At 48.8% G+C, this 4,953-nt stretch carries 5 protein-coding genes and 1 pseudogene; 3 read left to right on the forward strand and 3 right to left on the reverse strand.

All coding sequences use genetic code 11. The features are described 5' to 3' along the window. Together AACY31_RS28185 and AACY31_RS28190 are read left to right on the forward strand one after the other, a co-directional pair. Positions 1 to 521: pseudogene (locus AACY31_RS28185) on the forward strand (hypothetical protein); the annotation flags it as partial. Positions 522 to 741: 220 nt separating this feature from the next. Then, positions 742 to 2,430: a hypothetical protein gene (locus AACY31_RS28190; RefSeq protein WP_339505572.1), complete on the forward strand. Its 1,689-nt coding sequence runs from the start codon at positions 742 to 744 to the stop codon at positions 2,428 to 2,430. A 203-nt stretch (positions 2,431 to 2,633) separates the two neighbouring features. Here the strand turns inward: AACY31_RS28190 and AACY31_RS28195 are convergent, their stop codons facing one another. Together AACY31_RS28195 and AACY31_RS28200 are read right to left on the reverse strand one after the other, a co-directional pair. Then, a complete protein-coding gene (locus tag AACY31_RS28195; RefSeq protein WP_339505573.1) occupies positions 2,634 to 2,855 on the reverse strand; it encodes a hypothetical protein in 222 nt (73 codons plus the stop codon). 72 nt (positions 2,856 to 2,927) lie between these two features. Further along, complete coding sequence (locus AACY31_RS28200) at positions 2,928 to 3,572, reverse strand: DUF2026 family protein (RefSeq protein WP_339505575.1); 645 nt, start codon at positions 3,570 to 3,572, stop codon at positions 2,928 to 2,930. An 854-nt stretch (positions 3,573 to 4,426) separates the two neighbouring features. Here AACY31_RS28200 and AACY31_RS28205 point away from each other — a divergent pair. Continuing rightward, a complete protein-coding gene (locus AACY31_RS28205; RefSeq protein WP_339505576.1) occupies positions 4,427 to 4,579 on the forward strand; it encodes a hypothetical protein in 153 nt (50 codons plus the stop codon). Between the two features lie 135 nt (positions 4,580 to 4,714). On the opposite strand, the gene AACY31_RS28210 is transcribed toward AACY31_RS28205, so the two are convergent. Continuing rightward, a partial coding sequence (locus AACY31_RS28210; RefSeq protein WP_339505577.1) for a transposase occupies positions 4,715 to 4,953 on the reverse strand: 239 nt, incomplete at its 5' end.

Here is a 4,953-nt window from a genome sequence, read left to right on the forward strand (position 1 = left end):
GAAAATCACTGTCCAAATGCTCGTGGAATCAGTGTCCAAGTGACCGTGGAATGAGTGTCCAAGTCAGCGTGGAATCACTGTCCAAGTGTTCGTGGAATGGGTGTCCAAGTGCGCGTGGAATCCGCAGTCGTTGCCTATGGGGGAATGATCTGGCCAAACGCTTCGATCGGTTCAAGCCGTCGCGTGATATCGCCATTGCCGTGAATGGTGACTTTGAATCGGTACTGACCCGGTATGCCGAACTTATCGACCAGGCGACCACACCGACGCAATCCCTGCGCCTGCAACGCGAAGCTTCGCGCAAACTCATCCGGTCAACTCAAGTGCTTCGCTCTGAACAGAACCTGATGTGGCCACAGACACTGGAGGAGAATATCGAGCTATTTGTCCAGCGTTATCCGTGTATGAGAGTGCAGATATCTTTTTTCTTGTCCGAGGCAAGGAACCCGTACGCTAAGCCAAAAGAGTTTACGACTCGGCTCCATAGTTTTTTGACCTGGATGGCTTCAGAAGCCGGCTAGGTCCGCTTTGGGTCGATAGCAGCCCTTCATGAAAGGCTGCTATCGGCCGGAAGCCGGTTTATATAATGCGTGGCTATTCCACCGGAGAATTACAATTTTAACTCTAAGATGATCGGTGCATAAGCATTGAACTCGAAACCGTAGCTGAGAGGTAGGTTCCGTGCGATCATTCACGTTTATTGGCACTGCACAATGCATTAGCTGCAAGGAAGACTAGTTGATGGAATTACCCGATACGAAACCAAGTCTCGAAAGCACCTCCGAAGATAACACATACTCTGGCACTGCAACTTTCTTGTATTCTTCGAAGATTACTGGAAACGTGAATCTCGAAGGAATGTGCGAAATCCTTGCTGAATCTGATGCCTTTAGTTTCGCGTTAACCAACCGTGGAAAAATCTACTTCACAGAAGACAACAGACTTCGATCACAACAATTAAGCATTGAGCCAACAATAACCGAACAAGGCATGACTGTATCTGGACATAACGATTTTCTCAAAGCAAACCTCGGAGACTCCAACACCTATGCTTTATCTTTAGCTCTCGATTTACTCTTGTCTGACAAACGCTTATTCAATTCTGCGTATGGCTTCCCCACAGAGAGCGCTAGAATATTCATGCGCCCAATTGCCATCAGATGCGAAGATGACGAAGATCATGAGCTAGTCATTCCTTACATTAGAGTTTACGCGGGCGGCATAATCAGTATTTCGTTGTCAACCATTGCTGGCTTTGAGGAGTCTACGACTCAAAGAGTAGTGCGCAGCGAAGTAAATAAATCGCAACGCAACCTTACATCAGTATTGTGTGAAAGAGAATTACACTTAGCCTGCACCGAATGTCAGATGGCCCAGATGTCTCGGAGGGACAGAATTGTTCAGCGAGAAGCATTTGAAACCATCATGGGTTCAGCGCTGAACACTCCGGGAGAAATGGAATTCGTAGACGAGCGTCTAACTGTCTACGAACTTGTACACACCGATCAACTTACCCTCACGGATATAGCGCGAAATTTATTATCGGTGGTCGCTCGCACCATTGCGGCAGGTACCGTTCAAACCCGCATCAGATGGTATGGTAGCCAGTACAAAGACGACTCCATAGGACAACACTGGCGTGGCAAGCCGATACTTTACATCAGATCCCATACCCATCAAAAATGGAGTTCATCCGAAAACTGGTCTGCCCACAAACAGCTAGTCAACAGCGTAATGGCTCGAACGTTTCTATCGGACAAGATAAACCACACCGACTTAAACCATAAGGACATGAGGAGCTTTGACGACTACAACAACTTTTACTCTGAGCCTGTATCATTGATGCTAGCGTCCTCGCAGGTAGAAGCTTTTGTCGAGCAGCACGACTCTTACACCTTCAACAACTTAACCTCCGACATCCAAGTACTAAACGAAGCATCACACTTCATACAAACATACTACTCCTATGCTTCCCTTGGACTAGACAAATGCAAGACAGCAATAGACGTTGCTCGCCTCGAACTCGACATACTGGGATTTGAGGAGACTCTCCTGTCTGCACATAAATATGGAGAAATCGCCAAATACATCGAGGAGGTACAGAAAGGCGACCACCTAACTACTATCTACAAGCTGCTGCACAAGAAGATTGAAACTGTTCGCAAAGCCCTAGAGCTAGACGACAAGATCAAATCAGAATCTTACACACGCCGAATCACAATAATATTCGGAATTATTGCTTCTGCCACGTTATCCCCTGAGCTGATGCAACCAATCGCAAAATACTTTGATGTGGCACCCGAAAACGGCGATCTTGCAAAACTATACGGCATAGGTGCTTCAGTAATTGTTGTGGCGGGTTTATTAACTCTCAGCCACTACACTTTCATACTGAAAGACTGGATTATCAAAACCTTGAACGGGCGTTAATTTTTCAGAAACTGCCCCCGTTTTTTTTCGGAAGTTGCACAGGTTGGGTCAGTCTGTGTTCTGGGCTGAAAATATAAGCTGTAGCCCGCCCACACCTACGGACTGTCATCCTGCACACGTGGTTGCTGTAGGCGTGAGCGAGTGGGGGATTGTAACAGAAGCAAAATTTTGAGAGTGATTACCGGGTCGTCAAGCGGGACAGCTCACCCATACATGTACAAAAGGTCGTCGATCAGCTCAAGCTCTTGTTTTGTGTATTGCGCCTTATTGTACCGTCTAATGTCTTCGAGCACGCCCCTGATCGGGACTTGCCGTGAAGGATCTTGAACGACTTCGATCAAACGATCGTAATCGGGATCGCCACCCTTGAGGTATTTTTCGATCAGCTCTTTGAGCGCTAGGCGGGCCTGTACATCGGTTAGCACTGTTACTTCTCCGGCAAAATAGTGACTTCATCCCACCGCTTGTAATGGGTTCAGCAGCAGCTCAAACACGACTTACCATGACCCGACGACAGAGCCGTCCTTGAGCTTCACGTTTATAACCTGGCCCTTTTCATCCGCCACAGTGAGAGTGGGACGCATCGGCTTAGGGGGCTTGATGAACCACTCCAGACAAGCATTCAAGACATCAGACTGAAGATGACCTTGCACAAACTTTTTCTTGAGATGGTCGGTCAGCAACTCATTCGGAGAAAAAAAGAAGTCCCCATCTCTACTTAGGTCGGTGTGAGACGATGCCATGGTTTCGATCTTTCGTTGGAATGACTTGGAAGGCGCCATAAATGGATGACCTGAGGATTTACAGGTCTCCGGAAAGATAGGGCTCATGAAATCCACAACGTAATCGCCGCACACCACCAGTGCGTGAAACGCATTATTGGAGCTACGAATTGCGTCACCTTCTAAGGTGGCGAAGCACAACACGTTAGCGTTTTCTTCATCCACCATCAGGCACATAGCCCCTGCCACGGCATGAGCATCTTTTTTATAATACTTTCTAAGAATAGCTGCACCCGCGACGCTGAAAAACCAGCAAGCGTGGGCTGTTTCAGCGCCGGCCATATCCAAGGCAGAGCGGACAACCCTATGAACTCTCAGGTAATCCTGTAGGGGAATCAGTGTTCCAAGGTTCTTCTTCATGGTCTGCTTACCGCTGGTTGAGCACTTCAGTTTGCTTTTAGCTGGATCTGCCTTCGGCACATTCAGCGGGTGTCGGCAGGCCTCGGGGCCTACTGACAAGGGTATCAGCAGACCCTAACTGGTGTTCACGGAAAATGAGGGAGGTTGCATAGGAATAAACGGTGTAAGCAATGAGCCAGAATGGCTTTAGGTATGCAGTCGCATGCTGTGAGCACTCACTATCGGACGACACCAGAACCGCGCTGACTGTCTGCTTTTGGCCGAGGCTGTGTGAAAACGTTTTTCAGCGCGACAGGCACTCAAAAACGGACTGCAAATCGCGCCTCTACGCGAAATGCACATCTAGCTGACGTGCCGATAAATTTCAGATTTAACGTAGACGCGCATACTTCAATTTTGGCGAAGCGTTTTTACACACTCTCGGCCGGTTGCCGCCACTCACCACGGGCAGCTATGGGTTGATTGCAGACCTTCACGACAGGCAGCAATCGGCCAAAAGCGGCATATCCTTTGTCGAATATGTTCTGAGTTGCGCGGTACGCTGCTGTACGAATGTGTGCCCGTTCACTGTGCTGACCTAAGCACCATGAAGCTAAAACAACTAGTTCAGGGAAAGCTTCGATAGCGAGTGGAGGTATATTTCGGCTTGACAATATTTTTTAGATCTTTAATATTTTCAGTTAAGCCGGACTGGTCTCGTTCGGCGCTGCTGGCATTGCGCGAATTCTTTGGATACGAGACCAACCTGCTTCAATCGCGACAACCATTCTTCTGATACGAAACTTGACCCTAGTCAGGTGCACCACGGCCCGCCAGCTGCTGTATGAACTTTGTGCCCCTGTATGAGGTGTTTTATGGTTCGTATTCCCGTTACATTGGCCGACTTCGATAGCGGCCGCATCAAAAGCTCTATCTCCAAGCTCAGCAAACATCATCCCGATCAGCCTGTTAAACCCAAGCGATCTTTGGTGCAGCAAACCTTTGCTCAAATTCTAGGGATGGTCTGAAATAGCCGGATATTCTCCGGTTATTGAGTCGTCAGTGCTTTTCAAAAAACGACCCCCGTCGAAATTTGACCCATTCTCTTCATTCTTCAGCCCTTCCGGCCGCAGCAAGGCGCTTGGCAGCCGCCATTTCCGGTATTACACGCGCACCTCTCCTGTGCCCGCCAATAAATGTCGACGCGCCATCCACAGGTTTGACAGGGCGAACAACGTCACCATTTGCGCGGTGTTCTTGGGCAGCCCCCGAAAACGCACCTTTTCATAACCAAACTGGCGCTTGATCACCCGAAACGGGTGCTCGACCTTGGCGCGAACCTGAGCCTTGGCCTTCTCGATCTTGCGCATCGCTTTGTACAAGGCACTCTGTTTCCCGTGTT

The organism is Pseudomonas sp. RL_105y_Pfl2_101 (genome assembly GCF_963970585.1).
Lineage (GTDB): Bacteria > Pseudomonadota > Gammaproteobacteria > Pseudomonadales > Pseudomonadaceae > Aquipseudomonas.

Coding starts and splice junctions, on each gene's coding strand:
- AACY31_RS28190 (WP_339505572.1), top strand. CDS start 742: ATGGAATTACCCGATACGAAACCAAGTCTCGAAAGCACCTCCGAAGAT.
- AACY31_RS28200 (WP_339505575.1), bottom strand. CDS start 3,572: ATGAAGAAGAACCTTGGAACACTGATTCCCCTACAGGATTACCTGAGA.
- AACY31_RS28205 (WP_339505576.1), top strand. CDS start 4,427: ATGGTTCGTATTCCCGTTACATTGGCCGACTTCGATAGCGGCCGCATC.